Consider the following 22,501-nt stretch of genomic DNA (forward strand, 5'->3'; position numbering starts at 1 on the left):
GATTGAACGACGGGGCGGCTTTGGTGGGGTCCAATCAGCGCCGGGGCTGGATTTTGTACACCGCGTTGTTGCGATCGGCACTCATGTAAATGACCCCGTCGCTGCCCACAGCGACACCCGTGACGTTGTAAGGAGGCGGCATGCCGGGGCCCCCTTCCAGCCCGATCGGCAGGTTTTCTGCCACGGTGCGGCGCTCCCCGCTTGCCAGGTCGACCTCGGTCAGGCGGGCTGCCAGGGTTTCGGCCACGATGAAGCTGCCCCAGGGCGTTTGGGCCAGGCCCTCGGGCATGGCCAGCCCGCTGGCAACCACAGTCTTGACGCCAGTGGCCAGGTCGATGCGCACCAGGTTGCCTGCCGCCTCGGTGAGGTAGAGCTGGCCGTCCTGGCCCAGCACCATCTGCACCGGCCCGGTCAGCCCCGAGGCGATGACCTTGCGCTTCTCGTGCTTGGCGCCGCTCACGCGCAGCAGGTTGCCGGTGGCGATTTCGATCACCAGCAGGCTGCCATCGTCCATGGGAATGGCGTCGTACGGGGTTTTGAAGCCATGCACCATGTCTACCGTTTTCAGCGTCTTGCGATCGATCAGTTGCACCGTGTTGGTGAACCAGGACACCAAAGCGAGCTGTTGACTGCCCATGCCGACCATGGCGGGATACTCGATGTCTGACGCCTGCATGCGGGCAATGTCCCTGACTTCGCCCGTCGCGACATCGATGCTGCGAAAGGCAAAGGTGTCGGCGATCCAGAGTTTGCCGCCGCCCAGCTTCATGCCGCCGGCCACGGCGAGCTTGCCCGACAGCAAAGTCTTGGTTTGGCCTGTGGAGGGGTTCACCTCGATGATGGCGTTGTCGGCCATGTTGGACACATATACCGTGCCTTCAGGCGAAATGGCGAGGTTGTCCAGCGCCGTGTTCAGTTGGGTCACCACCGTTTTCTGTCCGCTGGCCAGATTCACTTTGGCGACCTCGCCGGTTTTCGTGTCAATGGCCCAGAGGTTGCCCTTGCCGTCCAGGTTGGCAGCAGCGGGCACCTTGAACCCGCTGTTGATGACGGTGACTGCGCCGTTGGCAGGGTCGATGCGAACCAGCTGACCCTTGAACCACAGTGGGCCGTAGAGCATGCCGTCGGGGCCCACTTCAAAGCCATTGAAGCCACCCAGGTCTTTGGCAATGGCGCGAGGGGGCTTCTGACCGCTCGGGTCTATTTCCCACAGGGCATCGCCCAGGAAAACCTGGCTGCCGTAAAGCTTGCCGTTCTTTTGATCGAAGGCGAGAGAGTTGATGCCCGGCAGGTCTTTGGCCACCACCCGGGTGGCCGCGCCATCGTTGTCACGCATGCGCAAGACGCCTTGCAAATACGAGGTCCAGGCGAGCTCGCCTTTCGGGCCAATTGCGATGTCATCGGCCTGGCCTTCGGGCGAGGCAATGAAGACTTTGGCCTTGCCGGTCTGGCGGTCCACTTCCCACATATCGTTGCCGACGACGGTGCCGGCCAGCAGGCGGCCTTTCGCGTCGACGGCCAGGCCGTGGACGCCGTGCAAGGCCGAGGGTTGTACCAGGGTCTCGGGCGCAGCCCAGCCGGTGGGGCGGGTGGCTGGTGTCGGGGCTGGCGCCGTCGCGCACCCGCTCAGGGCGAGGGCGAACGTGGCGGCAGCGAAGCCTCGGCGGACGGGCGTTGACTTGGAGTGCATGGAGGCCTTTCAGTGAACAGATTCCGGAGTAACCACTGCTTTTAGGCTCTGGGCTGTTCACCCGCAAGTCTTGTCGGTGACAAGTCAGGGTATTCCTGAGTGCCGCAGAGCGGTCGCCGTTTTGGGTTTTGCCGCCTGTGGTGATCAAGATGCAAGCCGTCGCCAATTCGCGTGTGCGGACCACGGGATTCATGGATGCCTGCAAAGGCATTGCCTTTGGAACGACCCGAACGTGGCGGCGCCCCGCCGCCGCGCATCACGACTTGACCGGAGGCGAAAGCGGGGTCTCCGAGGCGGATGCACCGGATTCAAAGCCCCTGATTTCCTGGCGAAGAAAGTCGATGAAGGCGCGCGTGCGCGCGGGCAGGAGGCGTGCGTGGGGGTACACCACGTGAATGGGCCAAGGCGCGTCTTCGAAGTTTTCCAGCACGGTCTGGAGTTGACCCATTTGCAAAAATGGCGCGACTTGATAAGAAAAGAATTGGCCAAAGCCCGCGCCAGCGGCACAAGCCTGCACCGCGGGCGCGATGTGGTTGAACTCGAGGTTGCCTTTGACGTTCAACTTGAAGGTTTTGCCACCATCGCGAAAGAGTCCCCAGCTGGGGGTGTGATCGACCACGCGCACACAGTTGACCCTCATCAGGTCGTTGGGGTGTTCAGGGCGACCCTGTGCACGGAGAAACGCCGGACTGGCCACCACGACGCGCCGAATGTCACCCAGACGCAGTGCGATCAGGTTCGAATCTTCCAGCGCGCCGATGCGGATGCCCAAATCGATGCCCTCCTCCAGCAGGTTGACCACCCGGTCCAACAACATCACTCGGCACCGCATCTGGGCGTGTCGTTCGACGAAGCGCGTGACGATGGGCGCCACATGCATTTGGCCAAACAGCACCGGTGCCGTGATGGTGAGTTTGCCGGTGGGCTCGGTGTCGTCGTCTTTCAGTGCCGCTTCCGCGTCCTCGACCGCGGCGAGCAATTGCCGGCAGCTCTCCAGGTGGCGACGTCCTTCGTCTGTGAGCGCGATGCGACGTGTGGTGCGATTGAACAGGCGCACGCCCAACGCGGCCTCGTAGGCCGCGAGCGATCGAACCACCGACGGGAGAGACGCGCCCATGGCCCAGGCGGCCGCGGTGAGGCTGCCGGCGTCTGCGATCTGAACGAAGGTGCCCATGGCGCGGAATTTGTCCATGCCTGATTAAACCGTTTATTGGAGTAGAGATGTGCAGATGGAGGCATTTTTCATTTTTCTTGCAGCAATGAAGATCGCGGTACACCAACCAGGAGTTGTCCATGAAATCCTCCATTCAGCTGTACCGCAACGCCATCTCCGGTCACTGTCACCGGGTTGAGCTCTTGCTCTCACTGCTCGGCCTGCCGTTTGAATTGATCGATGTCGATCTGCTGAACGGCGAACACAAGTCGCCCGCCTTTCTGGCCCTGAACCCGCTGGGGCAAGTGCCCGTGCTGTGCGACGGGGAACTGACGCTGAGCGATTCCAATGCCATGCTCGTGTACCTTGAGGGGCGCTATGCACCGGGTCGGTGGCTGCCGCGCGACCCTGTCGGTGCAGCACGTGTGCAACGCTGGCTTTCTCTGGCGGCAGGGCCGCTGGCCTATGGTGCCGCCTCGGCGCGTGTTGTGCAGTTGTTGAGGCTGGCGACCGAACCGAAGGAAGCGATTGATCGCGCCACGGGCTTGTTTGAATTGATGGAGATGGAACTGTCGCGGGCGCCCTGTCTTGTCGGTGATCAGGCCACATTGGCCGATCTGGCGCATTACGCTTATGTGGCGCGCGCGCCGGAGGGACTGATTTCGCTGCAGCCCTATCCGGCCATCCGCGCCTGGCTGGCGCGCATTGAGGCCCTGCCTGGCTTCGTGCCCATGGTCAAGACCCCCGTGGGGCTTGCAGAATGAGCACGGCGCCTGCTTTTCACGCGGGTGAGCGGGCCTTGCAGGCGAGGGCTGGTGTGCAGTCGCGGATGGCGCAGATAGGGCCGCTTGTGATGCGGGACCACATGCCCGAACAGCACCGCACCTTCTTTACTTCACTGCCCTTCGTGGTGCTGGGCAGTGTTGACGCTCACGGTCAGCCATGGGCGAGCATGCTCGCCGGTGCCCCAGGTTTCATGGGGTCGCCCGAGCCAGGGCAACTGACCGTGGGCGCGCACCCCTTGCCACACGACCCGCTGGCATCCACGTTGCGGGACGGTGCGGCCATCGGTCTGCTCGGCATCCAGCCACATACGCGGCGGCGCAACCGCATGAATGGTTTGGCGCATCTCAACGACAGCGGCTTCACCGTCGAGGTTGCACAGAGTTTTGGCAATTGCCCGAAGTACATCCAGGCTCGAGAACCCGAATGGTGGAGCGATCCACCTGCCGCGCACCTGGCTTATGAAGGTGCGGACCTTGATGAGGCGTCACGGGCAATGATCCGTGCCGCAGACACCTTCTTCATTGCCACCGCCCACCCGCTGTGGGGTTCGAGCGCCGAGCGGCGGCATGGGGTTGATGTTTCACACCGGGGTGGCACCCCAGGATTTGTGAAAGTTGAGGGCAATGGCCTTACCGTGCCCGATTTCGCCGGCAACCAGTTCTTCAACACGCTGGGCAACATGGCCTTGCATCCGTTGGCAGGTCTGTTGCTACTGGACTTTCACACGGGAGACCGGTTGTACCTGGCGGCCCGTGCCAGCGTGGTGTGGCAAGGGGTCGAACTTGTCTCTTTCGAGGGCGCGCAACGCTTGTTGCGCCTGGAGGTGACACATGTTCGGCGTGTGCAGGGCGGCGTGCCACTGCGCTGGGGGCCGGTCGAACGGTCTCCGTACCTGACCGGTCTGGGGGAATGGCCAGCCGTTTAGCCCATGGCGTTCACCGGGTTCACCTTGCGTTGTGGCCAAAAGGGTCCATGCACGGCCGATGCTTCGGCCACAACGCATCCTGAAGTGCCCGTGTGACCAGGCCCTTGGATATCAGTAGGAGTAGACGCCGCGCCCGGCCTTGCGACCCAGCCAGCCAGCCGCCACCATTTCTTTCAGCAGCGGCGCAGGACGGTACTTGCTGTCGTTGAATTCGGCCATGTAGACGTTCATCACCGCCAGGCACACGTCCAGCCCGATCATGTCGGCCAGCGCCAGAGGGCCGATGGGCTGGTTGGTGCCGAGCTTCATACCCGCATCAATGTCCTCCGGCGTGGCCAGGCCTTCGGCCAAGACGAAGAAGGCCTCGTTGATCATGGGCACCAGAATGCGGTTGACCACGAAGCCCGGCGCGTTTTTGACCGTGATCGGCGACTTGCCCAGGCGCTCGGCCAGCGCCTTCACCGCGTCGTGCGTGGCGTCGCTGGTTTGCAGGCCGCGGATGATTTCCACCAGCGCCATCATGGGCACGGGGTTGAAGAAGTGCATGCCGATGAAACGGTCGGAGCGCTTCGTGGCGGCCGCCAGCTTGGTGATGCTGATGGAACTGGTGTTGGTGGCCACGATCACATCGTCGCCCAGCAAGCCGTCAAGCTGCTGCAGGATCTTGATTTTGAGCGCTTCGTTTTCGGTGGCGGTTTCGATCACCAGTTGCGCGCCCTTGAGCTCGTCGTAGTTGGTGGAGCCTTTGATCAGCGCCAGAGCAGCGTCTTTGTCGGCAGCCGTGATCTTTTCCTTCTTGATCAGGCGGTCCAGGCTACCGGCCACGGTGGCCAGACCTTTGTCAACGGCGGACTGGTTGATGTCGACCATGACCACCTGTATGCCATTGGTGGCGCAGGCCTGGGCGATGCCGTTGCCCATGGTGCCTGAGCCGATGATGCCGACGGTCTGGATGCTTTTGCTCATTGAAGAAACTCCTGAAAGGTTGGTGAATGGGGTTGGGCGCCTGGCGCTAGGGAAAGACCTTGCCCTCTAGGCTCCGATTGTCGCGCAGCAGCGGCGTTGGGCTGTCGCCGATATGATGCCTGCTCAGCATTTGAGCCCTCATCACTGGAGACAACAGCATGATCCTGGAACACGCAGACATCCACATTGACCCACAACAAGCCGCCGCCTTTGAAGAAGCCATCGAGCGCGGCGCTCGCACCGTGATTTCAGCCGCAAAGGGGTTTCAAGGCTTCAAAGTCAACCGCAGCATCGAAACCGCAGGCCGTTACATCCTGACCATTTACTGGGACAGCCTGGAAGACCACACGGTGGGTTTTCGCGAATCGGCTGCGTTTGCCGAATGGCGCGGCATTGTTGGACCGTTCTTCAAGCAACCACCGGTGGTGGAGCACATGAACCTGGTCTGCATGGGTTGACCTCCCCCCCCCCCAGGGGGCTGCACTGGCCGACTGGCAAAGCCAGACCGGCGGTGCCGCGGGCTCAGACATTGCGCGCCGAACAGGTTTTTGAACCGACGGGAAGTTCAACCGAGGATGCCGCGGAACCGGCTTTGCCGGGCCGCCAGCATCGCCCTCCTGGGGGGGTGAGGCCGAAGGCGGCGCGGGGGGATGGGTGAAGTCACCCCTTTCTCATGAGCGTGGATTTGCCGAACAGGCTTTCGATGAGGTCTACCGCCACCAGCGCGGTGCGGTTGCGCACGTCGAGGGCCGGGTTGAGTTCCATCACGTCCATCGATGCCATGCGGCCGGTATCGGCAATCATTTCCATGCACAGCTGTGCTTCCCGGTAGGTGGGGCCACCGGGCACGGTGGTGCCCACGCCTGGCGCGATTTCCGGGTCAAGGAAGTCGACGTCGAAACTCACGTGCAGGTGGGTGTTGTCGTCCATACCGGCCAGTGCCTGTTCCATGGTGTGGCGCATGCCTTTTTCGTCGATGTAGCGCATGTCGAACACCTCGAGGCCGTGCTTGTGCACGAAGCGTTTCTCGCCTTCGTCAACGCTGCGGATACCAATCTGGCGAACGACCGACGGCGAAATCGCCGGGGTGGTGCCGCCGATGCCGGTGAGTTCCTTTGGGCCGTGGCCACACAGCACGGCAACGGGCATGCCGTGCACGTTGCCACTGGGGGTGAGTTCGGCCGTGTTGAAGTCGGCGTGGGCGTCGAGCCAGAGCACGCGGAGGGTTTTTCCGGTTTCTCTGCAATGGCGCGCCACGGCGCTGATAGAGCCTATACCCAGGCAATGGTCGCCGCCCAGCACCATGGGAAGGTGGTCCCGGGCCAATGCCGCGTGCACTGCATCGTGCAGGGTCTGGTTCCATTGTTCGACCTCTTTCAGGTGCCGGTAGCCTTGGTCGGGCGGTAGCCAGGGGTTGGCAGGGCCTGGCAGGTTGCCGATGTCGTGCACCTGCAGGTCATGGCTTTCCAGCACCGCAGCAAGGCCCGCCACCCGCAGTGCTTCGGGGCCCATGGAGGCGCCGCGCGCGCCCGCGCCGATATCGGTGGGCACGCCAATCAGTTGAACGGTTTGTTTTTGCATGCGGCTATTGTGGGCTATGGCGCCAGAAAAGAGGCACGCCGGTGTTCCGGGCTTTTGGCTGCTCAGGCGCTGGGCAGTTCAATGTGGAACTCAGCGCCTTCGCCTGGCGTGCTTTCGGCCCAGATACGCCCGTTCATGCGCTCCACGGCCTTGTGCACCATGGCCAGTCCGATACCGGTGCCACTCACCTCGTCCGGCCGGTGCAGGCGCTGGAAGATCGCAAAAATCCGGTCGTGGTATTTCATGTCGAAACCCTGTCCGCGGTCCCTGACCGACAGGTGGACCTTACCTCCGAGGGCGGAAGCTTCGATCGCGACCTCCGGCGGCACGCCGGGGCGGGCGAACTTCAGGGCGTTGTCAATGAGGTTGCGCAGCACCATGGACAGCCCTTGCGGGTGCGCTTTGACCGCCAGGCTTTCGGGGATGTGCACCTCTACCTTGCCTCCGCTGGCTTCGATGTCGTTGCGCAAGGCATCCAGGACTTCGCTGATCGTGGGGGCCAGTGGCACCGCCGCGAGTTGGGTGTCCATCTGTTCGATGCGTGCGTAGGCCAGCAGATCGTTGATCAAACGGGCCATGTGGTGGGCAGAACGTTGTATGCGCTGGAGGTAGTCGCGCACCTCATCATCCAGTTGCTTGCCATGGTCTTCCAGCAACAAGGCCGCGAATCCCTCAACACTTCTCACCGGGGATTTCAGGTCGTGCGAGACCGAATAAGCGAAAGATTCCAGCTCGCGGTTGGCCTGACTCAGGCGTTTGACGCTGGTGTCGAGTTGCTGGGTGCGTTCCACCACACGCGATTCCAGCTCGGTGGTGAGTTGATGCAGGCGGGCCTCAGATTGCTGGCGCCCCAATACGTTCACCAGCATCTCTGCGAACAGCTTCAGCAAGGCCACCTCTTCGGGGGTGTAGACGTGGGTGGTGTGGACCGCGTCGAATCCCACGAACCCCAGCAGCTCGGTGGACGAGCTCATGGGCAGGGCGATCAGGCTGTGGATGCCCTGGGGCTCCAATATGTCGCGCAGTGGCCCATCTGGCAAACCCGGTACGTCATCGACCTCAAAGTTCTCCTGCCGCAAATGGGCATCAACCCAGTTAGGGAATAAGTCCAGACTCAGGTCCTTCAACTGATCGATGGCCGGTTCGATGCCTTCGCCGCACCATTCGTGGGTGTTGGTGGCGGTATGGGCCTTCATGTCGTAGGCAAAGATGTAGGCCCGATCGGCTTGCACAAAAGCGCCAATTTCACCCAGCGCGAGCCCGATGTTGCGGTCGAGATCGACGACGGGGAGGTTGATGAACCGGGTGGCCAGCCGGGCCTGCAGGGTCATGAACTGCCGCAACCGCTCCCGTTGATGCCGCAACTGCTCGCGTTCGGTGATGTTGCGGGCCACCACCATGTAGTGATCGCTGTCGGGCAACCTGGCCATGCGTGCGTCGAAATGGCCTTCGCCATCGGGTAACTGCAGCACATAGTCAAACTCTTGAAGTTGACCCCGCTCCGCCAGCTTGAGTTGCTCATGCAGCACCTGGGCAATGGTCGCGGGCATCACCTCGCGCACGAGCTTTCCCAGAAAAGCTTCGGGTGGCAGGTAGAGGCTTTCATTCGAGGCCCCTTGAAAGTGGATAAACCGGCCATCCTGGTCAACCACGAACAGCATGTCCTGGAGCACATTGAACACGGCTTCGAGCATGGCGCCGCGCTGACGTGCCGCATGTTCGGCTTCCTTGAGCTCTGAAACATCGACGCAGGAACCAATAAAACCGGTGACGTTTTGATCGGCGTCGCGAAATGGCAGGCATTGCACGACAACCCAGCGGAAAACGCCGTCTTTGTCTCGAAGACGGTACTCGGTGGAAAGGGCTTCCTGACTGACTTTTACCGACTCAAAAAAAGCATTTCTTCGATGAAGGTCATCAGGGTGGATATTGTCCAGCCACCCGTGGCCGAGCTCCTCGTCTATCGTGCGACCGGTGAATGCCAGCCAGCGGCGGTTCACCCAGTTCACCTTGCCATCCAGATCGGATGTCCAGAACAACACCGGCGATGCGTTGGCCACCATGTCCAGGCGCTGGAGCGTCTGTCGCTGGGTTTCTTCGAGAGCGATGCGTTCGCTGACTTCAAAGGTGGTGCCGGCCATGTATTGGGGCAGGCCGTTGTGGTCCCAGAACGCCTGACCTTTGGTTTCGAACCAGCGGTACTGACCGTGGCCATCCCGAATGCGGAAAGTGAGTGCGTAGGGCGTGCGCTCGTTCAAATGCGCCATCAAGGCAGCTTTGAGCCGGCCAATGTCATCGGGGTGTACTGCCTGGAACAGGGTTGATGCCATGCGCTCCGGGGGGACCGAGCCATACCCCAAACCCGAGATATACAGCGGTGAGTACCGAAGCGCTTTTTTTGCAATATCCCAATCCCACACATTGCCGGAGTCGAGCATCAACTGAAAGTGGCGTTTGCTCTGTGTGAGGGCGCGCAGCGTGGCATCAAGTCGCCAGGCGCCATAGGCTATGGCGGAGGCGAGAAAAAGCGCGAACAAAACGAAATAAGGCAGTTGGGCATGCCACTTGGCCAGGGTGGCCTGGGTGTCCGCGCCGTAGACCACCACCAGTGACCCTGCCGCGCCTTGGAGTCGGCTGTAGGCCACCCGGCGGGGCCGTTGGTCGAGTTGGCTGACCAGGTCCAGGACACCGCTGGGCTGCTGCATTGCCATTGCCACCCAGTCGGCAGTGACCCGTTGGCCCAGCTGTTTGGGGGCCATGGGGGAACGGGCCAACAGGGTGGCAGAGCCATCACCGTTGAGCCAGAACAGGGAAACCCGGTCTGAGGCCACCTTGCGATCCCGCTCCAGCCATGCCTGGACGGCGGCAAACGACAGGTCTATGCCGTAGCCGGTGACTTGGTGCAAGTTGGGTTTGGCCGCCCAGGTGAGGGGAATGATTTGCTGGGCCGCCAGGTCGCCCACATCGCCCAGCGTCCAGGTACCGGGCGGAGGAGGTCCGTTGGCATGAACGTGGGTTCTTCGACCGCGCGTTCCAGCATTTTCCAACCCCACCAGTGGCAGGTTGACGCCCTCGGCGGCCAGGGCGTGCAGCTCAAAAGGCAGCGGCAACGAAGCCAGCAGCGTGGCATTGGTTTCGGCGGGGAAAAATGGCAGCGCCTGAAAAGGCGACGTGGAGGCGTTTTGCAGTTGCTCATCGAATTGCGCGATGGCTGTTCGAACCACCTTGAGCGTTTGTTCGATGTCCTGGGACAGCCGCTCTGCCTGTCGCGTTGCATGTTCACCGCTGTCTTGCAAGGCTTGCTGGCGATCCCGCCACAGGAATGCCGTTGTTGAGGCAATCAAGAGAGCGATGATCCCTGCAGTCAGGCAGTACAAAACCATCCTCTGGTCCAGAGAAGAGCGCCCCGTCACCGATGCCCCGGGGGCATTTTGCGGCTGTAACGGGGCTTCAGTGGAGTTGTCGAGCATGTCTCGGTGAGTGAACCTCACGCCAGTCTAGCAGCGCGAAACAACCGCCAGCCGCCCTTAATCACATATTTCGCCGGTATTGACCCCCTACTTCAAACAAAGCACCGGTGATTTGTCCCAGAGAGCAGACCCGCACCGCGTCCATCAGCACTTCGAACACGTTGTCGTTGTGGATCACGGCCAGTTTGAGGCGCTCCAGCATGGCGGGCGCTTCGGCAGCATGGGCCGCGTGGAAGGTGGCCAGGCGCTTGAGCTGGTTCTGCTTTTCGTCGTCGGTGGAGCGCGCCAGTTCCAGCGTCTCCATGACTTCGTCGCCATGCGGGTTGCGGAAGGTGTTGACGCCGACGATCGGGTATTCGCCGGTGTGTTTCAGCATCTCGTAGTGCATGGACTCGTCCTGGATCTTGCCGCGCTGGTAGCCGGTTTCCATCGCGCCCAAGACGCCGCCGCGGTCGGCGATCTTTTCAAACTCGGCCAGCACCGCCTCTTCCACCAGCTCGGTGAGTTCCTCGATGATGAACGCGCCCTGGTTGGGATTTTCGTTTTTCGCCAGGCCCCACTCGCGGTTGATGATGAGCTGGATGGCCATGGCGCGGCGCACCGAGTCTTCGGTGGGCGTGGTGATGGCTTCGTCAAACGCGTTGGTGTGCAGGCTGTTGCAGTTGTCGTAGATGGCGATCAGCGCTTGCAGGGTGGTGCGGATGTCGTTGAACTGGATTTCTTGCGCGTGCAGGCTGCGCCCGCTGGTCTGCACGTGGTATTTCAGCTTCTGGCTGCGCTCGTTGGCACCATATTTTTCCTTCATCGCCACCGCCCAGATGCGGCGGGCCACACGGCCGAGCACGGTGTATTCCGGGTCCATGCCGTTGCTGAAGAAGAAGCTCAGGTTGGGCGCGAAATCGTCGATGTGCATGCCGCGCGCCAGGTACGCCTCCACGAAGGTGAAGCCGTTGCTGAGGGTGAACGCGAGCTGGCTGAGCGGGTTGGCGCCGGCTTCGGCGATGTGGTAGCCCGAGATCGAGACCGAGTAGAAGTTGCGCACGTCGTGGTGCACGAAGTACTGGGCAATGTCGCCCATGACCTTGAGCGAGAACTCGGTGCTGAAAATGCAGGTGTTCTGGCCCTGGTCTTCTTTCAGGATGTCGGCCTGCACCGTGCCGCGTACGTTGGCCAGCACCCAGGCGCGGATTTTGGCGGCTTCGGTGTCGGTGGGTTCGCGGCCATTGTCGGCCTTGAACTTGTCGAGGTTCTGGTCGATGGCCGTGTTCATGAACATGGCCAGGATGGTGGGCGCGGGGCCGTTGATGGTCATGGACACCGAGGTGGCCGGGGCGCAGAGGTCAAAGCCGCCGTAGAGCACCTTCATGTCGTCCAGCGTGGCGATGCTCACGCCCGAGTTGCCCACCTTGCCGTAGATGTCCGGGCGTGGGTCGGGGTCGTTGCCGTAGAGCGTGACCGAATCGAAAGCGGTGGACAGGCGCTTGGCCGCCATGCCTTCGCTGAGCAGCTTGAAGCGTTTGTTGGTGCGGAAGGCATCGCCCTCGCCGGCAAACATGCGGGTCGGGTCTTCGCCTTCGCGCTTGAAGGCGAAGGTGCCGGCGGTGTAGGGGTAGCTGCCGGGCACGTTGTCCAGCATCAACCATTTCAGGATTTCGCCGTGGTCCTCGTATTGCGGCAAGGCCACCTTGCGGATCACGGTGCCCGAAAGCGACTTGGTGGTGAGTGCGGTGCGGATTTCCTTGTCGCGGATTTTCACCACGTACTCTTCGCCCGCGTAGGCCTTTTGCATGTCGGGCCATTGGGTGAGCAGCTTGCGGGCGTCGCCGTCCAGACGGACTTCACGCTCTTTGGCCAGGTCCATGGCGGCTTCCGAGGCCTTGGGGCGGTGGGTCTTGTCCACCGCCAGCATGCGCGAGGCTTCGGTGAGTTGCTGCACTTCGCGGGCCAGTCGGGCCTGGGCGCGGGCGCGGGTTTTGTAGCCGCGCACGGTGTCGGTGATTTCGGCCAGGTAGCGGGTGCGGGCGGGTGGCACGATGGGGGTCTGGTTGGTGCTGTGGCGCACGTTGGCCAGCGGCAGCTTGCCTTCGGTCAATGGCAAGCCCAAGTCTTGCAGGCGCAGCTTGATCGCCTGGTAGAGCGCGGTCACGCCGTCGTCGTTGAAGCGCGCGGCCATGGTGCCGAACACCGGCATGGTGTCGGGCATCACGGTAAAGGCTTCGCGGTTGCGTTGCACCTGTTTGGCCACATCGCGCAACGCGTCGGCCGCGCCTTTGCGGTCAAATTTGTTGATGGCCACGAACTCGGCAAAGTCGAGCATGTCGATCTTTTCCAGCTGGCTGGCCGCGCCAAATTCGGGCGTCATCACGTACATGGGCACGTTGACATGGGGCACGATGGCCGCGTCGCCCTGGCCGATGCCCGAGGTCTCCACCACGATCAGGTCGAAACCCGCCACCTTGCAGGCCGCGACCACGTCGGGCAGGGCCGCGCTGATTTCGCTGCTGGCTTCGCGGGTGGCCAAGCTGCGCATGTAGACGCGCGGCCCCTGTTGCCAGGGCGTGATCGCGTTCATGCGGATGCGGTCACCGAGCAGGGCGCCGCCGCTCTTGCGGCGCGACGGGTCGATGGAGATCACCGCGATGCGCAGCGCGTCGTCCTGGTCGAGGCGGAAGCGGCGGATCAATTCGTCGGTGAGCGAAGACTTGCCCGCGCCGCCGGTGCCGGTGATGCCGAGTACAGGCGTCTTGTTGTCGGCGGCTTGCTCGCGAACCGCTTCGAGCAGCGCAGGCTCGGCCTTGCTGTTTTCCACCGCGGTGATGAGCTGGGCCAGGGCGCGCCACTGCATTTCAGAGTGGCCCTGGATCGCGGTCACCGTTTTGGGCGCGTGGCCCGTGATGTCCTGGTCGCAGCGCATCACCATCTCGCCGATCATGCCGGCCAGGCCCATGCGCTGGCCGTCTTCGGGGCTGTAGATGCGGGTCACGCCGTAGTCTTGCAACTCGCGGATTTCCGCCGGCACGATCACGCCACCGCCGCCGCCGAACACCTTGATGTGTTCGCCGCCGCGCGCCTTCAAGAGATCCACCATGTACTTGAAGTACTCCACATGGCCGCCCTGGTAAGAGCTGATGGCGATGCCCTGGGCGTCTTCCTGCAGCGCGGCGGTCACCACTTCATCGACCGAGCGGTTGTGGCCCAGATGGATCACTTCGGCGCCCATGCCTTGCAGGATGCGCCGCATGATGTTGATGGCGGCGTCGTGGCCATCGAACAGGCTGGCGGCGGTGACAAAGCGCACCTTGTTGGTGGGGCGGTAGTTGGCCAAGGCCTGGTAGTCGGCGGAAAGCTGGGTCATGTCTTGTCTCTTCTTTCGGGTGGGGCTTATTCGATGCGCAGGCCTTTGAGGCCCGGGTCTTCAGGGGGGAAGCGCAGGTCCAGCGCCTTGAGCGTGTCGCACACGATGCTGGCGATCATCAGGTTGCGGTGGGTCTTGGAGTCGGCAGGCACCACATTCCAGGGCGCCCATGGCGTGCTGGTGGCGTTGAGCAGGTCTTCGTAGGCCTGCTGGTATGCCTTCCACTGCTTGCGCACTGCCACATCGCCCATGCTGAATTTCCAGTGCTTTTCGACGTTGTCGATGCGTTCCTGGAGGCGGGATCGCTGTTCCTCGAAGCTGATGTGAAGCATGAACTTGAGCACCACGGTGCCGGTATCGGTCAGCAGGCGCTCAAAGTCGTTGATGTGGGCGTAGCGCTGGGTGGTTTGCTCTGGGGTGATCCATTCGTTGACCACCGGCACCAGCACGTCTTCATAGTGGCTGCGGTTGAACACCATGATCTCGCCTGCGCCGGGCATGCGCTGGTGGATGCGCCAGAGGTAGTCGTGGTCCCGCTCGGTTTCGGTGGGGGCCTTCCAGCCCACGGTGCGCACGCCCAGTGGGCTGGTTTGGCTGAACACGCCGCGCACCGTACCGTCCTTGCCGGCGGTATCGGTACCCTGCAAGACCACCAGCAGCTTGTAACGGCCATCGGCAAAAAACAGGTTCTGCAGGCCGTCAATTTCGGTGGCCAGGGCCGCAACAGCCGCCTTGTCTTCGTCTTTTTTCCCCTGCGACCACGGCTTGGCACTGGGGTCAAAGGTCTTGAGCTTGACTTGATGGCGTGATTTTCGGCCGCTATCTTCTGATGGCTTTACCTGCCATTGCGACCAAGGGCCTTTTTTCGGTGCGCGCACGGCATTGGCGAGGGGCTCTTTCTTGGGCATGGGCGGCATCTCCAGATGGTCAATGGCTTGTTGACGTTTACGTAAACGTCAATTTGGAATCTTACCGCAGCAACCGGTGCCTGACCATGGGGGCGACCCGCATAACACTTTGCTCGGAGGCTGCTTGGCTGGCAGGGCAATTGACAGGTATTTAGAATACCTGTCGGGGTATGGGTTGCCTGGAGCGTGTTCTCTGTTGCCCTGGCCCCTGATTCTTAAACGAGGAAACGAGAGGAGACACGATGCCGACTGTTCACGACCCTGAGCGCAAGCGTGCCTTGGTGATGCGCTTGAAGCGTGTTGAAGGCCAGTTGCGTGGCATTCAGAAGCTGATCGAAACCGACACCGACTGCGAAAAGGTGGCCCAACAGCTTTCAGCCGCCCGCAAAGCCCTGGACAAAACCTTTTTCGCCATGGTCGGCTGTGTGATCGCTCAAGGCGATGTGCCAGCCGATGACGTGGCCGACATGTTGTCGCGCTTTTCCTGAACCTATTGCCATTCACCAGGCCCGCCATTGCGGGCAAGGAGTCGCCGCCATGAAACCGATTCAGCTGTTTGATACCGCTTCCAGCACCTACACCTATGTGTTGTTTGATCAATCCACGCGTGAGGCGTTGATCATCGATCCGGTGGACGAACAAATCGAGCGCGATCTGGATGCCTTGCGCGAATATGGGCTCAAACTGGTGTGGGCGGTGGAAACCCATGCCCACGCCGACCACATCACCAGCGCAGGCAAGCTTGCCGAACTGGCGGGCGCCCGGACGGCGGCTCCCGTGGGCTGCAACATCGGCACCGCCGGCGTTCAGCTCAAGGACGGCGACACGCTGCAATTTGGTGGTGAAACCCTCAAAGCCCTGCACACGCCGGGCCATACCGCGGGCAGCATGAGTTTTGTCTGGCGCGACCATGTGTTCACCGGGGACACGCTGCTCATCAACGGTTGTGGTCGAACCGACTTCCAGTCGGGCAGTGCCAGTGACCTGTACCGCAGCCTCACGCAAACCCTGTTTACCTTGCCCGACGCGACCACCGTGTGGCCGGGCCACGATTACCAGGGCCGCACGCACTCCAGCATCGGGCAGGAAAAAACCTCAAACGCGCGGGTGGCGGGCAAATCCGAGGCCGAGTTCATCGCCATCATGGACGCGCTCAATCTGCCCAGGCCCAAGCGCATAGACGAAGCCGTTCCCGCCAACCTCACATCGGGGATTCGCCACGACGCCGACGGAGCCTTGCTGATGCAGCCGCGCGCCGTGGACGCGTCCTATGCGGGTGATGTGTCGCCTGCACTGGCCTGGCAATGGTTCCAGTCGGGCGAGGCCGCGATGGTTGATGTGCGCTCCGATGCCGAGCGCGAATGGGTGGGCTACGTACCCGGCGCCCTGCCACTGGCGTGGAAGCAGTGGCCCGGCATGGCCATGAACCCGGCGTTTGATGAGGGCGTCAGGCAGGCTGCGGCCAACGGCAAGAAACTGGTTTTGCTGTGCCGCAGCGGGGTGCGATCCATTGCCGCGGCCAAGCGGGCCACCGAACTGGGACTTGAGGCTTACAACATTCTCGAAGGATTTGAGGGCGATCCCGATGCCGACGCCCACCGAGGCAACAAGGGCGGATGGCGTCACCATGGCCTGCCCTGGCGCCAGAATTGAAGCGCGCAGCGGCGATCCGACCACCGGGAAAGCCCTCGTGCGCCGCGCAGGGATAATGCGCGCATGACTTTTTTGGCGCTCGACGTTGGCAACACCCGCTTGAAGTGGGCCGTGTACGAAACCCCATGCGTGGGCGCGAAGCTGTTGGCGCATGGCGCGCAGTTTCTTGAAAACATCGAAACCCTGAGCGATGGCGAATGGACCTCGCTGGCTGAGCCGAAATGGGTGCTCGGCTGCGTGGTGGCGGGCGATCCCGTGAAACGGCGCGTGATGGAGCAACTCGACGAACTGTGGGATACGCAGCCGCAGTGGGTTGTTTCAACCGCTTCGGAAGCGGGCGTGAGCAACGGTTATGACCACCCTGCACGTTTGGGATCCGACCGCTGGGTGGCCATGATCGGTGCGCGTCAGCGCCTGCTCGCCAGTGGCCCGCCACGCCCATGCGTCGTGGTCATGGTCGGCACAGCGGTGACTGTGGAGGCCATCGACACGGAGGGCCGATTCCTGGGAGGCATCATTTTGCCGGGTCACGGCATCATGTTGCGGGCGCTGGAATCAGGTACGGCCGGGCTGCATGTGCCCACGGGCGACGTCTGTGATTTCCCCACCAACACAAGCGATGCCTTGACCAGTGGCGGCACTTTTGCCATTTCGGGTGCGGTTCAGCGCATGGCCGACAACCTGCAGCGCCATTGCGGCGTGGTGCCTGCGGTCTACATGACCGGTGGTGCGGGCTGGAAGATGGCGCCCAGCATGTCCACGCCTTGTGAATTGGTGGACAGCCTCATTTTTGATGGCCTTCTGGAAATCGCTCACCGCCGCATGGCGCCAGGCTGATGCGATGATCGGGGTCACCCTTCTCACTCACAGGAGCACACCTTGTCCGATCTCAACACCTTGTTCGAAGCCGCTGTGGCCAACTCCAAAAATCTCAGCGAGCGCCCCAACAACGCCACCCTGCTGAAGATGTACGGCCTTTACAAACAGGCCACCGAGGGTGACGTGACCGAAAAAAAACCCGGTTTCAGCGATATGGTGGGGCGCGCCAAGTGGGACGCATGGAATGCGGTCAAAGGCGCGAGCACCGAAGTGGCTCAGCAGCAATACATTGATCTGATTGAATCGATGAGCTGAGCCCCGGCGCTTTCCGGTGCCCACCGCTGGCCACCCTGAACAGGGGAGGGCTCAAGTGGGCTTTTTTGCGCGTGGTTTGGGGTGGTTCCTGGCCAGCAGATCGTCAAGATGCTTGACGATCTCACCTTCTATCTGCGCTTTAAAGGCGCTGAGCAAAAAGCCCAGCTGGGCGTTCAGCTCAAAGTGGTCGCTGCAAATGGTGAGCGTGCCTTTGACACCTGGGCGGCTGAACTGCAGTTCATCGCTGTCTTCGCCCGGAGCATAGGCGCATGCCATTTCCAGCTTGGATTGGGCTTCTTGCGACCATTGGGCGGCAATTTCCCGCGCAGCGTTCAGGCCCAGTTTGTGTGCACGGTGAATATGGATATCGGCCATGGGGTGAGGTCGTGGTTTGAGGTCAGTGGCTGCTGGCGGTTGAGGCAGGGCTCAGGGCGCGCAGCTGGTTCAGGCGCTTGTCCGGCGTTTCATTGGCCAGTTGGCGAACGGCTTCAAAGAAACGGTCAAAGCTCTGCCCCTCGCGCTGGAACAAGGCTTCAAACGCGGGCACCCAATCGTCGTAGGCGGCCTGTGCGCCAAAGCTGGCGTTGTTGGCCTGGGCAACCCATTTGTCATAGCCTTTGAAACCGCTCCACTGGTCACGCAGCGTGGCAAATTGGATATGGAACTCGCTCATGACACCGGCCTTGTCTGCGCGCTTGGCTTCGTCGCTACGGGCGGGATCTTCGTAGATGGTTCGCAACCGGTCGCGTGTGCGGCGGGTGAGCTCGCGAAACGCCCGCCGGCGGGATTCAAAGGCTTGGTACTGCGTGCGCGCAGTGCCGGTGGACTGCGCCAGCCAGCGCTCGCCGCCAAGGCGCTCCACCGCGGTGGCGAACGATTCGTTGAAGGCGGTGTCCCCCGAGACGTAAACCACCTGATGGGCGAGTTCGTGAAAGATCAGGCGGGCGAGTTCGCCTTCAGGGTAGCCGATGAAGGTGTTGAGCAAGGGGTCGCCACCGGCCCAGTTGGTCCAGCCCAGGGTGGAGTAAGCGGGAACGGGGTACACAGCCACTTCCAGTTCGCTGGGCAGGCTGCTGGCAAACGTGCGGGCGTCACCCTCATCAAAATAGCCCCGGTAGCCCACGCAACCGACCACGGGGAAGCACCACTGGTTGAGCTTGAGCGACAAGGGTGGCGCGGCGACCACGTTATAGACCGCGGCTTTGCGGTGCAGGTCGGCGTAGCGCCGGTAGCTGTCGTTGTCAGGGAGCTGGAGTTCGCTGGAAGCAAAGGCGCGGATGCGCTGGGCGAGCAGCAAGCGCTTGCGCAGGGCCTCTGGCGTTTGGGCGTCGGCGAGCCAGTCGTCGATGGGCCTGGCTGCGTGCATCAGTTTCAGATGCCCGGAGACCGATTGCCAGTAATAACCCATGCCATGGCTCGAGCTGGCGCAGGCGCTGAGCACCAGCGCTGCAAGCAGCAAACCCGCCATGCGCACCGTTCGAAGGCTCATGCCATGTCGCGCTCAACCTGCACCAGGCAGTCGTAGAACACCGGGCCATTGCCCATGTCGGTCACTTGCTGGCTGGTGAGCTGGTTGACGTTGGTGCCATCCATCCCCAGCTTGCGCCACCAGATGCCCAGACCGTTGACCACGCCCGGACGCGCGCGCTTGGAAATCTGCACCTTGCAGCGGTGCTCGCCGCGCTGGTTGTACACCCGCACGACTTGCCCGCTTTCGATGCCGCGCGAAGCGGCGTCGTCGGCGTGGATTTCCAGCAGCGGCTCGCCTTCGATGTCGCGCAGGCTTTTCACGTTGACGAAGCTGGAGTTGAGGAAGTTGCGCGCGGGGGGCGAAATCATGGCCAGCGGAAATCTCGCGTCGCTGCCAACGGCTTCGAAGTTGGGCAGGTGATCGGGCAAAGGATCGAGCCCGCGCGCGGCCAGGCGGCTGCTGGTGAATTCGCAGCGGCCCGATGGTGTGGGGAACTTGCCTTCTGCGAAGGGCGCTTCGGGCAATGGCAGGGTGGCGTAGCCTTGGTCCATCAGGGTGTCGAAGCTGACGGTTTCGCCGAAGGCGGTCTTGGCCAAGGTCTCATCGCTGTCCTGGAAGCAGGGATCGTCGAATCCCATACGCGCTGCCAGCGCCCGGAAAATGCTGGCGTTGCTGCGGGCTTCGCCCTGCGGGGCGATGGCAGGCTGGTTGAGCAGCACGTCGGTGTGGCCGTAGGCGGCGTGCACATCCCAGTGTTCGAGCTGGGTGGTGGCCGGCAGGATGATGTCGGCGTAGTCGGCGGTGTCGGTCTGGAAATGCTCCAGCACGACGGTAAACAGGTCTTCGCGGGCGAAGCCTTTGACCACCTGGCTCGAATCGGGCGCCACCGCCACAGGGTTGCTGTTGTAGACGATCAAGGCTTCCACCCTGGGGCCGAAATCCGGCGAGCTTTCGCGCTGCAAATCGTTGCCCACGGTGATCATGTTCAGCAGGCGCGGAGTGCGCCCGGCGAGCAAATCGGGGCGGTGCAGCGCGGCGCGTTGCACCGGAAAATGGCCGCTCGAAGACAGCAACATACCGCCTGCCCGTTGCCGCCAGGCGCCAACCAGCGCGGGCAGGCAGGCCACGGCGCGCACAGCGTTGCCGCCGCCGCGCACACGTTGCATGCCGTAGTTCAGCCGGATCGCGGCGGGTTTTGTCGTGCCGTAGGCCTTTGCCAGATCGATGATCTGTTGCTCCGCAATGCCGCAGACCTCGGCGGCCCGCTCCGGCGGCCACAACATGGCCCGTTCGCGCAAGGCCTCCCAGCCCAGGGTGTGGTGCTCGATGTAGTCGTGGTCCAGCCAGTCGTGGGTGATGAGCTGGTGCATCAGCGACAGCGCGAGCGCCGCATCGGTGCCAGGGCGCAGGGCGATGTGTTCGTGGCACTTGTCGGCGGTTTCCGAGCGGCGCGGATCAATGCACACGAGGCGCGCGCCGTTGCGTTTCGCCTGGTTGGCCAGGCGCCAGAAATGCAGGTTGCTGGCAATCGAATTGCTGCCCCAGATCAGGATGAGTTGTGACTCGGCGAAGTGCTCCAGCTGCATGCCCACTTTGGCGCCAAAGGTGTTGATCAGCGCTTCTCCGCCAGCGGTTGAACAAATGGTGCGCTCCAGCAACGAGGCGCCTAGCCGGTTGAAAAACCGCGCGGCCATGCCTTCGCTTTGCACCTGACCCATGGTGCCGGCGTAGCTGTAAGGCAATATGGCCTCCGGGTTTTGCGCTGCAATGGGCTTGAGTCGCGCAGCGATGGTGTCCAGTGCTTCGTCCCAGCCGATGGGCTCAAACTGGCCGCTGCCTTTGGCTCCCGTGCGCTTCAGCGGTGTGAGGATGCGCTCGGGGTGGTAGGTGCGCTCGGTGTAGCGCGAGACCTTGGTGCACAGCGCACCATCGGTGTGGCGGTGGTCGGGGTTGCCTTGCACCCGGATGGCCACGCCGTTTTCAACGGTGGTGATCAGGGCGCAGGTGTCGGGGCAGTCGTGTGGGCAAGCGCCACGGACGGTTGTCTGCAAACCGCTGGTTTCTGCGGATGTCATAAATGTATCTATGTGTTCTAGTGTGCCAGCGCAAGAATGCGGGGAGATCCAGAGTGACCAAAAAGGCGCCTCAGAATATCAGGAGATTTTCATCATGCTACGACGTCAGGCGCTCCTACAAGGGGCAGGTTTGCTGGGGGCCGCCTCTTTGGGCGCCTTTCCACGTCTAAGCCACGCGCAGCAGCTCGCCGGGTTGACCGGTGAAAAAATTGTTTTGGGCCAGTCGGCCGCGTTCAGCGGTCATTCGGAGCAGTTGGGGCTGCAGTTATTCCTCGGTGCCAAGCTGTATTTTGATGCGCTGAACGCCCAGGGGGGTGTCAACGGGCGCACCATCGAGATCAGCCGCCTGGACGACGGCAACGACGCCGCCCGCTGTGTGAGCAATACGCGCAGCTTGATCGAGCAAGGTGTGTTTGCCCTGTTCGGGTATGTGGGCACGCTCACCTCCCAAGCTGCCTTGCCTTTGGCAAGCGCAGAAAGAATGCCGTTTTTTGCACCCAGTACGGGTGACGCAGCCTTGCGTGAGCCGTTCAACCGTTATGCCTTTCATTTGCGCGCTTCGTACGCCGATGAAACCGCGGCCATCGTGAAGCAATTCAAGTCGGTCGGGACGAAGCGCATTGCCATTTTTTACGAAAACAATACCCACGGCAAGACGGTGGTCGCCGGGCTGGAGCGCGCGCTGAAAGAGGCTCAACTGGCGCCCGTCGCCAGCGCCATGGTCGAGCGCAACTCCACAGAAGTAGGGGACGCGGTCAAAACCATTCTTGCGAGCCACCCCGAAGCCATCGTGCAAATCAGCAGCTACCAGGCCAGCGCCGCATTTGTGCGCAGGGCACGCAGCCAGGGCTTTACGCGCAACTTTTACAACGTGTCGTTCGTGGGCACGCAGGCACTTCTGGACGAGCTGGGTTCCGTGGCGCGAGGGGTGGTGGTCAGCCAGGTGATGCCCTTCCCCTACAACACGGCCATTCCCATTGCTGCCGAGTATCTGAAATCCCTGAAAGACAAACGGGGCATCGCGCCCAACTACTCGGGCATGGAAGGGTTTGTGGCGGCCAAGGCGTTCACCGAAGGTGTCAAACGGGCCGGGCGCAACCTCACCCGAGAGGGCTTTGTCGATGCGATGGCCGGTATGCAAAAGCACAACCTGGGAGGCTATGTGCTGGACTTTGGCACGCAACAGCGGGTGGGCTCAAGCTTTGTTGAACTGACTTTGCTCACCGAAGACGGCAAGGTGCGCCGCTGAATGCCGCTGTTGAGCGGCACAGCAGGCCGGCGGGTGTCCCGTCGGTTTCGCTCCTTGCCTGCTCATTGGTTACGATGAAGCTCGT

18 protein-coding genes and 1 pseudogene are annotated in these 22,501 nt (G+C 62.3%); 9 read left to right on the top strand and 10 right to left on the bottom strand.

The features are described from left to right. Nucleotides 1-34 precede the first annotated feature (34 nt). Nucleotides 35-1,690, bottom strand: a complete 1,656-nt coding sequence (locus tag LPB072_RS03555; RefSeq protein ID WP_066091679.1) for a Vgb family protein — start codon at nt 1,688-1,690, stop codon at nt 35-37. A gap of 256 nt (nt 1,691-1,946) precedes the next feature. Then, nucleotides 1,947-2,882 carry a LysR family transcriptional regulator gene (locus tag LPB072_RS03560; RefSeq protein ID WP_066091682.1) on the bottom strand — a complete coding sequence of 312 codons (936 nt, stop codon included), beginning with the start codon at nt 2,880-2,882 and terminating at the stop codon, nt 1,947-1,949. 101 nt (nt 2,883-2,983) lie between these two features. Between LPB072_RS03560 and LPB072_RS03565 the strand changes: the two genes are divergently transcribed. Next, entirely contained in the window at nt 2,984-3,607 is a 624-nt protein-coding gene (locus LPB072_RS03565; RefSeq protein WP_066091685.1) for a glutathione S-transferase family protein, read from the top strand. Next, nucleotides 3,604-4,554, top strand: coding sequence for a pyridoxamine 5'-phosphate oxidase family protein (locus LPB072_RS03570; RefSeq protein ID WP_066091688.1), 951 nt, complete (start codon nt 3,604-3,606; stop codon nt 4,552-4,554). The genes LPB072_RS03565 and LPB072_RS03570 overlap by 4 nt, the downstream gene beginning before the upstream one ends. 111 nt (nt 4,555-4,665) lie before the next feature. On the opposite strand, the gene LPB072_RS03575 is transcribed toward LPB072_RS03570, so the two are convergent. Then, complete coding sequence (locus tag LPB072_RS03575; RefSeq protein ID WP_066091691.1) at nt 4,666-5,520, bottom strand: 3-hydroxybutyryl-CoA dehydrogenase; 855 nt, start codon at nt 5,518-5,520, stop codon at nt 4,666-4,668. A 158-nt stretch (nt 5,521-5,678) separates the two neighbouring features. On the opposite strand from LPB072_RS03575, the gene LPB072_RS03580 reads away from it, so the two are divergent. Beyond that, on the top strand, nt 5,679-5,978 hold the full coding sequence (locus LPB072_RS03580; RefSeq protein ID WP_066091694.1) for an antibiotic biosynthesis monooxygenase family protein: 300 nt from the start codon (nt 5,679-5,681) through the stop codon (nt 5,976-5,978). Between the two features lie 202 nt (nt 5,979-6,180). Here LPB072_RS03580 and rocF read toward each other — a convergent pair whose 3' ends face one another. The 4 genes from rocF to LPB072_RS03600 all read right to left on the bottom strand — a co-directional run bounded on the left by rocF (nt 6,181) and on the right by LPB072_RS03600 (nt 14,834). Next, nucleotides 6,181-7,101, bottom strand: coding sequence for an arginase (gene rocF / locus LPB072_RS03585; protein ID WP_066091697.1), 921 nt, complete (start codon nt 7,099-7,101; stop codon nt 6,181-6,183). Nucleotides 7,102-7,163: 62 nt separating this feature from the next. After that, nucleotides 7,164-10,445: a PAS domain-containing protein gene (locus LPB072_RS03590; RefSeq protein ID WP_197508901.1), complete on the bottom strand. Its 3,282-nt coding sequence runs from the start codon at nt 10,443-10,445 to the stop codon at nt 7,164-7,166. Between the two features lie 187 nt (nt 10,446-10,632). Next, nucleotides 10,633-13,926: a fused isobutyryl-CoA mutase/GTPase IcmF gene (icmF, locus tag LPB072_RS03595; protein ID WP_066091702.1), complete on the bottom strand. Its 3,294-nt coding sequence runs from the start codon at nt 13,924-13,926 to the stop codon at nt 10,633-10,635. Between the two features lie 26 nt (nt 13,927-13,952). Then, nucleotides 13,953-14,834, bottom strand: a complete 882-nt coding sequence (locus LPB072_RS03600) for a PPK2 family polyphosphate kinase (RefSeq protein ID WP_066092564.1) — start codon at nt 14,832-14,834, stop codon at nt 13,953-13,955. Between the two features lie 242 nt (nt 14,835-15,076). On the opposite strand from LPB072_RS03600, the gene LPB072_RS03605 reads away from it, so the two are divergent. The 5 genes and pseudogenes from LPB072_RS03605 (at nt 15,077) to LPB072_RS03620 (ending at nt 17,621) form a co-directional block, all read left to right on the top strand. Then, complete coding sequence (locus tag LPB072_RS03605) at nt 15,077-15,322, top strand: metal-sensing transcriptional repressor (protein ID WP_066091705.1); 246 nt, start codon at nt 15,077-15,079, stop codon at nt 15,320-15,322. A 49-nt stretch (nt 15,323-15,371) separates the two neighbouring features. Further along, nucleotides 15,372-15,824 (top strand): annotated as a pseudogene (locus LPB072_RS23805) (MBL fold metallo-hydrolase); the annotation flags it as partial. A gap of 252 nt (nt 15,825-16,076) precedes the next feature. Continuing rightward, nucleotides 16,077-16,487 carry a rhodanese-like domain-containing protein gene (locus tag LPB072_RS23810; protein ID WP_231943495.1) on the top strand — a complete coding sequence of 137 codons (411 nt, stop codon included), beginning with the start codon at nt 16,077-16,079 and terminating at the stop codon, nt 16,485-16,487. A gap of 63 nt (nt 16,488-16,550) precedes the next feature. Then, entirely contained in the window at nt 16,551-17,324 is a 774-nt protein-coding gene (locus LPB072_RS03615; RefSeq protein ID WP_066091711.1) for a type III pantothenate kinase, read from the top strand. Between the two features lie 42 nt (nt 17,325-17,366). Further along, nucleotides 17,367-17,621, top strand: a complete 255-nt coding sequence (locus tag LPB072_RS03620; RefSeq protein ID WP_066091714.1) for an acyl-CoA-binding protein — start codon at nt 17,367-17,369, stop codon at nt 17,619-17,621. 51 nt (nt 17,622-17,672) lie between these two features. On the opposite strand, the gene LPB072_RS03625 is transcribed toward LPB072_RS03620, so the two are convergent. Genes LPB072_RS03625 through LPB072_RS03635 form a run of 3 tightly spaced genes read right to left on the bottom strand, consistent with a single transcriptional unit; the run spans nt 17,673 to nt 21,167 of the window. Then, nucleotides 17,673-17,996: a polyhydroxyalkanoic acid system family protein gene (locus LPB072_RS03625; RefSeq protein ID WP_066091717.1), complete on the bottom strand. Its 324-nt coding sequence runs from the start codon at nt 17,994-17,996 to the stop codon at nt 17,673-17,675. A gap of 22 nt (nt 17,997-18,018) precedes the next feature. Next, complete coding sequence (locus LPB072_RS03630; RefSeq protein WP_066091720.1) at nt 18,019-19,110, bottom strand: aminopeptidase; 1,092 nt, start codon at nt 19,108-19,110, stop codon at nt 18,019-18,021. Further along, complete coding sequence (locus LPB072_RS03635) at nt 19,107-21,167, bottom strand: molybdopterin-containing oxidoreductase family protein (RefSeq protein WP_066091723.1); 2,061 nt, start codon at nt 21,165-21,167, stop codon at nt 19,107-19,109. The genes LPB072_RS03630 and LPB072_RS03635 overlap by 4 nt, the downstream gene beginning before the upstream one ends. Nucleotides 21,168-21,261: 94 nt before the next feature. Between LPB072_RS03635 and LPB072_RS03640 the strand changes: the two genes are divergently transcribed. Then, complete coding sequence (locus tag LPB072_RS03640) at nt 21,262-22,416, top strand: ABC transporter substrate-binding protein (RefSeq protein ID WP_066092567.1); 1,155 nt, start codon at nt 21,262-21,264, stop codon at nt 22,414-22,416. Nucleotides 22,417-22,501 lie beyond the last annotated feature (85 nt).

The sequence above is a fragment of the Hydrogenophaga crassostreae genome, from assembly GCF_001761385.1.
Lineage (GTDB): Bacteria > Pseudomonadota > Gammaproteobacteria > Burkholderiales > Burkholderiaceae_C > Hydrogenophaga > Hydrogenophaga crassostreae.